This window comes from Umbribacter vaginalis (genome assembly GCA_001552935.1).
In the GTDB taxonomy this organism is placed as follows: Bacteria; Actinomycetota; Coriobacteriia; order Coriobacteriales; family Eggerthellaceae; genus Berryella; species Berryella vaginalis.
Genome location: KQ959702.1, coordinates 1 through 5,086 on the forward strand (window position 1 = coordinate 1; position 5,086 = coordinate 5,086).

Below are 5,086 nucleotides of genomic sequence, written 5' to 3' on the forward strand. Positions count from 1 at the left end.
ATCTTGTGAGCAGTAAAGAGCAGTAAAGGCACGCAATATACCAACGAAAGGCACTGTTATGGATATGAAAAAAATGATGAAGCAAGCGCAAATGATGCAGCTTGAACTTGCTCGTGCGCAGCAAGAGATTAAAACGTATACCGCAAAAGCAAGTTCTGGTGGTGGTATGGTTGAAGCTGTTGCAAATGGTGAAGGGCGTCTTGAAAGCATTACTATCGCACCTGATGCGCTTACACTTGCCGATGCTGCTATGTTACAAGATATGGTTCTTACTGCTGTTAATGATGCTTTGAAGCAAGTAAATGAGCTTACTGAGCAACGCATGTCGCATGTAACAGGCGGTATGAATATCCCTGGGTTGCGCTAATATGCAACATATTCCCGCATTGCAAACACTGCTCGATGAATTAGAGCGCTTACCAGGTATTGGGCCAAAATCGGCATCGCGCATTGCCTATTGGATGCTGAATACCGAAAAACCTACCGTAGTGCGCTTGGCCGATGCTATTCACGAGGTAAAAGATACCGTTCATTTTTGTAAGCGCTGTTTTAATTATGCTCAAGATGAACTGTGTGAATTTTGTGCTTCAAGCGACCGAGATACGTCTATCATTTGTGTTGTGAGCGTTCCACGCGATATTGCTGTTATTGAAAAAAGTGGCGCATTTAATGGCTTGTATCATGTGCTGGGTGGCGAATTGTCGCCATTGGATGGAGTAGGTCCCGATCAGCTGCATATTAGCGAGCTTATGGCGCGTCTTGGTAGCTCGCAGGTACGTGAAGTGTTGCTTGCTACTAATCCTACGGTAGAGGGGGAAACCACCGCAAGTTATCTAGCGCGCATGATACAACCGCTTGGTATTCGTGTTACGCGCTTGGCAAGTGGCTTGCCAGTGGGTGGTGATCTTGAATTTGCCGATGAAGTAACGCTGGGGCGCGCAATCGAGAACAGACGCGAATTGCTGTAATCTTACTGCTTCACGCAGTGGCAATATGTTTACCTGTAGCGTGCTTATGAACAGTTGCGACACATTTCGTGACGCTCTTTATAGCGTCACATTCCTACTGCATTTCTTGTTCTCGCGCTCGGTTTCGTTTCTGCGTTGCCTGTTATTGGGTGAGCTGCTCACAAGTCGAGGCACCTAATCTATGCGCTGTGTGGCTCTGAATGTGTAATCCATTCTTGTGCACATTTAATAGGGCATGTTTGCATAGTTTTTGCTACTTGAATGTTGTTGCGCACAAGTTCTGCTTCAAGAGGTTCATACTTGCTTCCTGATATAAATACATCAGCTTTTACCGCTTGCAATATTTGAAGTTGTTTTGCAAGAGAAGCGCCTAAAAGAGGTAAATTGCTGCTTCCTGTTATAACGCCACGCTGTACAAAAAAGCAAAGAAAGCTTGTAGTGAGAGATGAATGTGTTGCCACGTCCATTCCACGACATGCAACCGTAATAATCACGCTGGTCGCTCCTTTGCTTCTTGTGTTGAACGTGCGATTGTGCCACAGCGTGCAAACAGCGGTAATGTGTGTCAGTACACGCTTGTTTTGCTGTAAATGCTCATTAGTGTGAACTTGTCAGGCTTACGTTTCCTCCATCTGTAAAAGCAAACGTGTTCACGTGGAGCACTTGGTGTAGCGCTTCAGCAATCGCAGTATGCGCGCATAAAAAGAGCAGTCAATGTAAGCGCGCATGTAACGTATTGCATACTAGCTTCATATACAAATAAACACAGCCGTAACGGTAAAATAATTGGTTAGACGGTAGAGTTAGGCGGTGAGTGTGCATTTGTTGTATGCTGGGCAAGCGCATATGCTTATTGCTATCACGACCTTTAAGGTTTTCTGTTTAGTTGCATCTCCACGTTTATAGGGTATCAATGTGATGAGATATATCTGTACAGGCAGCTTCACGTCCATGTTTATCGTGCAAGGGAATAGATCTACACCTGCGCATTTCCTTGCAAGTAAAAGAAGTTATTCTTGCACGTTCCTCTTACCATCGAACGGAGCAGCCTCTGCACGGTTTCCTGCAATCGAGGATGACGATGTACCTGTTATCGCACGTGCTATCGCTCCTGTTATAACACCTGTTATCGCACGTGAGCGGGCTTATGACCAAGATAGAAATGCGCAAAGCGCGACTGATACACCTCAGGAGGCACCGTGCGTTGTTTATGGTACAGTTCAAGAGCAATGTGCGCTATATCGCGTGCAGCGTGAGGGTGGCGGATAATGGCACCATTTACCAGCATAGCATCAAGTCCATGGGGGTTCGTCATAAGATAGTGAAGCACATCAAGCAGCTCACGCGGAGTTGTAACGTGCATTGCTGCATTTGAGTTTGTAAGCATCTCGGTATTTATTTTTTCTTGCCCATAGGCGCGCCCTACTAAAATCATAGGAACTTTTGTGCACAGACATTCAGTTACGGTAAGTCCTCCCGATTTGCAAATAACGAGGTTTGACGCCGACATGAGCGCTGCCATTTCCTTAACATAGCCAAACACGCAGGCATTTGTCAGCGAAAACGTTTTAAGTTGCTGCTCAAGGTGGGCGCGATACTCCTCGTCTTTTCCTGCTACAAAGATAAAGTGCATATTGTTCAGTTTTGATACATGGGGCATCAGCGCGTCAAGCGTGTCTCGAAATCGCAAATAGGGCGTAGGATACGCTGCACCTGCTAATACTAATACCAGCGTTTTATCGCTTGGAAGCTGCAGCGTTTTTCGTGTTTGTTCAATATCGTGTGTCAGGCGAAAATCTTCGCGCGTGGGGATGCCGGTAAGCGCAATGCGCGCATCACTCACTTTGCGTGCACGCAGCGTTTCTGCCATCGCTTCGCTTGCAATACAAAACATATCACTGTGTAAGTGCGGCCATAAGCCTTCTGTTTCGTAATCGGTAGGAACGCACACAATGGGGAAGTTCTGCTTGCACAGCATGCGTGCAGATACGGCCGCATTTGCTGCGGTAATGTGAGTACATATGCACGCGATTGGTTTACGTTTTGCAATATAGCGTGTAAACGGCGCATACATAATGTGCGACCAAATAGTGCCGCCGCCCCATAATACGCGCCCCGTAAACGTGTATCGCCACAGCAGGTCGTAGATTGGTCGTGTTGCACCTACAAAGTACGAAGCTGCTTTATCGCCGTTGAATTTGTGGCGCCCCCACGTAAGTATATCAATGGTTTCGATTTCAAGATTGTTAGGAATAAGCTGGTCGTGCTCCTGCTTGAGCAGATTGAGCGCCTCGCTTATTGCATTGGCTGCACTTTTATGCCCCGATCCAACCGATGCGTGTATCACCATAATGACCGGCGCTGGTGCTGCGTCGGATGCTGCACGTGACGCTGGTGTTGCGTTGGGTGCGGATATTGTGCCTGACGTAGCCACGGATGCAGACGTACGCGTGCTTGCAGCAGGGCACGTGGAGGCATCTGCTGCAGAATGCGCCATGGTAGTGTTTGTGTGTCTACAAGTTTTCATGAAGAGTATCATAGCGTAAAAGCACCATTTTTCTGCGTGTGAGGTTGTGCTTGAAGATAATTCCAACAAAAAAATGAAAATTTTTGAAGAATGTATTGCCAAACGCTTGAATGTTTGTAATAATACAACGGCTGATTAAAGCATGTTCGCTTGCAATAAGCACATGCCAATATGAAGCACAGCACGTGGCGCGTATGCGTTAAGCGTGCACGCTTATGGTAAGGCTGTCCCCATAGTCTAGAGGTTAGGACGCGGCCCTTTCAAGGCTGAGACACGAGTTCAATTCTCGTTGGGGGCACCACTTCTTTTATTTTCCTAGTACCTATTTATATTATGTTACATTACCGTGGTATTGCATTGCTGTGGTGTTGCTAGATTCATGAGTGAATAGATGAAGCTACAGCGGTACGTAACTATGTGTGCACGTGGTATATGTGCGTACGTTGATTTGTTGTTGAGTTGGTTTTACTTGCGCGTATAGTGACGCTGCCGTTGTGTTGGTTGGCGGATAAGAGATCGTGTTATCGCTATGCAATAATAAGTATTTGTGCTTTTGTTAAATCTTCTTATAAATATTAAAAATAAAAGTATCACCTGCGGATATGCTTATGAAATTTTCTTTACAAGATGTGATTGATGGGTCTGTTATGTGTCTGAAAGAGTATACTATATCTAACAAAATATTCATGAGCAGAAAACTCATGATAAGCAGCAAGTAGATGCATCCTTTAACTGCGTGCGTCCGCTTGCATGGGCCTTTTTTGAGGAAGGATTGTTATGTCTTCTCGTTCAAATTCTAGTAATCAGAGCAAAGTAACGCACTTGCCGCTCCAAAAGCGTGTATTTAATGCGCCGTTAGCTGCTGTTATTGCAATGGGGTGTGTGACTGGTATAGCTGGAGGTATTGCAGCAACGAGTGCTCATCCGATGCAAGCTGCTTATGCGGCAAGCAGCACAACGCAGGGCGTGTTCACACTCGATCGCGCCGCCGAAGGCATGGATCGAAGTGCTGAAGCAGAAGTTCCTTCAAACACTGCACCAGGATTTCTATTTTCTGATGTAGATTTTACAGATAATAACATGTCATTTACATGGCGATCATTTACCGACGATAGCTTTATAGGTGATATAATAAAACCTGCACTTAAACTTTATTATGGATCTGCATGTACTATTCAAACGCCAGATTATGAAAAAGGAATTATAGCTGTTGAAGTAAATGGCAAAATACATAAGCATACATTTGCAAGTTTTGTATATAGAGAAGTACCTTTAAAGGTGCCCGATGAGTCAAAAATAATCTCAGGAGAAAGTCCCAGCGATCCTGCTATATTAAGCCAAATTAAAAAGAACGTTATCGAGGCAAATCCAGATTTACACATTAAAGAAGACGAATTAACACTTGAAAAATATACTAATATTAACAAAAGTACATTGGTAGATGTTATAGCTTATCGCTCAAATAAGGAAACGGTCAATTGCTATGCCTCCAATCATCAATATGTATATACAGGTGGGATTATTAGCTTAAGGCATCTGTTTAAAGGAAAAGAAGTCGTTCCAGCCCCTGCGCCTTTGACACTTGCCACAA

The 5,086-nt window shown here is 44.8% G+C and carries 5 protein-coding genes and 1 tRNA gene; 4 read left to right on the forward strand and 2 right to left on the reverse strand.

The window, feature by feature from the left end:
- Positions 1 to 58 precede the first annotated feature (58 nt).
- Together HMPREF3190_RS04650 and recR are read left to right on the forward strand one after the other, a co-directional pair.
- Complete coding sequence (locus HMPREF3190_RS04650) at positions 59 to 367, forward strand: YbaB/EbfC family nucleoid-associated protein (protein ID WP_066780851.1); 309 nt, start codon at positions 59 to 61, stop codon at positions 365 to 367.
- A gap of 1 nt (position 368) precedes the next feature.
- Positions 369 to 968 carry a recombination mediator RecR gene (gene recR / locus HMPREF3190_RS04655; protein WP_066780853.1) on the forward strand — a complete coding sequence of 200 codons (600 nt, stop codon included), beginning with the start codon at positions 369 to 371 and terminating at the stop codon, positions 966 to 968.
- Between the two features lie 179 nt (positions 969 to 1,147).
- Here the strand turns inward: recR and HMPREF3190_RS04660 are convergent, their stop codons facing one another.
- On the reverse strand, positions 1,148 to 1,462 hold the full coding sequence (locus tag HMPREF3190_RS04660; protein WP_066780855.1) for a hypothetical protein: 315 nt from the start codon (positions 1,460 to 1,462) through the stop codon (positions 1,148 to 1,150).
- 632 nt (positions 1,463 to 2,094) lie between these two features.
- Entirely contained in the window at positions 2,095 to 3,465 is a 1,371-nt protein-coding gene (locus tag HMPREF3190_RS04665) for a glycosyltransferase (protein WP_082715170.1), read from the reverse strand.
- A gap of 256 nt (positions 3,466 to 3,721) precedes the next feature.
- Between HMPREF3190_RS04665 and HMPREF3190_RS04670 the strand changes: the two genes are divergently transcribed.
- Together HMPREF3190_RS04670 and HMPREF3190_RS04675 are read left to right on the forward strand one after the other, a co-directional pair.
- Positions 3,722 to 3,796, forward strand: a tRNA-Glu gene (locus tag HMPREF3190_RS04670).
- Between the two features lie 476 nt (positions 3,797 to 4,272).
- On the forward strand, positions 4,273 to 5,086 hold an 814-nt coding region (locus tag HMPREF3190_RS04675), incomplete at its 3' end, for a hypothetical protein (RefSeq protein WP_156425723.1).